The following is a 1,016-nucleotide window of genomic DNA, read 5'->3' on the forward strand; positions in this document are numbered from 1 at the left end:
GTTCAATACCTGCAAGTTAGAAATTTTTACATTGCCACGCTGGGTAGGTAGCAATTCTTCGATGATTTTGAATTGTTTTGCTGAGAGTTCCATCCCGCAATTATACAGAATTTAGTGTGAACAGGCCCTAGTTTCAATAAACGATACAAATGAACACCAATCTCCTCCCGATAGAGATCAGGTGAGCTGGCGAGATGCTCCAGAAGCCTTTCAGCAGAAACATGCTTCAGCGTATGCACGTAATCATTTACAGGGAATGTCAATGCATCAGCAGCGACCTGCTGCTTGAGCCAACGACATTGGTAGATCATGCGACCCTCCGCAGTGTCGTTCGTGACGGGCTGGCCCTTCAAGAGATTAAGAACAACATCACAATTCTCGTTGATGTCCCGGTAGATTTCTTGCTTAAACGTCATTACGGCGTTCCTGTGAGGCGTGTTACGGTAGAGATGGCTTTGCTATCTGGGGTAATTTGTGAACCTCCGCCAGACATGATTTTACCTAACATGCCCGTAGAGTAGCTGCCCTCGGTATAACCGATCTGTTCTGTGGCGATGCCTATAGTGGATTCCACGGCAGTATGAGGTTGAGTCACAGTCGCGGTGTCGATCACGTCAGCGCGGTTGTAACAGGGTAAAGCCAGGTAGTTTTTGACGCCCTCTCTGTCCCAAACACCATCTTTATAGAACTTGCTTTTGACATCTTGATAGCCAGCCTCATCAGTCCAGTACATAGACTTCTGGTTCTTGGTACCATAAGGGTTGCTTTGACTGTCGAAGCCATAAAGTTTGCCGCCAAGTTGGAGTCGTCTTGTCTTAAAGTCGTCGCCGGAGCTCAGCAGTTGTTCAATGTCTTCACCGGAACGACCCTGTGCCTTGAGTTTTTTGGCTGCGGAATCTTCTGCCGCTGACAACTTATCCATGTCCACTTCGCGGCGGGTTTTAAACTTCTGCACCTCGATATCATCCCACCCCCGATTGTGCAGTCCCGGGGGCCGCTTTGGTGCGCGAGGCGCC

The 1,016-nt window shown here is 49.0% G+C and carries 2 protein-coding genes; both read right to left on the reverse strand.

All coding sequences use genetic code 11. The features are described 5' to 3' along the window. Positions 1–26: 26 nt before the first annotated feature. On the reverse strand, positions 27–416 hold the full coding sequence (locus FDY93_RS19260; protein WP_138237383.1) for a hypothetical protein: 390 nt from the start codon (positions 414–416) through the stop codon (positions 27–29). Then, positions 416–1,016: hypothetical protein (locus tag FDY93_RS19265; protein ID WP_220446267.1), on the reverse strand; the 601-nt coding region annotated here is incomplete at its 5' end. The genes FDY93_RS19260 and FDY93_RS19265, both read right to left, overlap by 1 nt.

It is taken from the genome of Microbulbifer harenosus (assembly GCF_005771435.1).
GTDB classification, from domain to species: domain Bacteria; phylum Pseudomonadota; class Gammaproteobacteria; order Pseudomonadales; family Cellvibrionaceae; genus Microbulbifer; species Microbulbifer harenosus.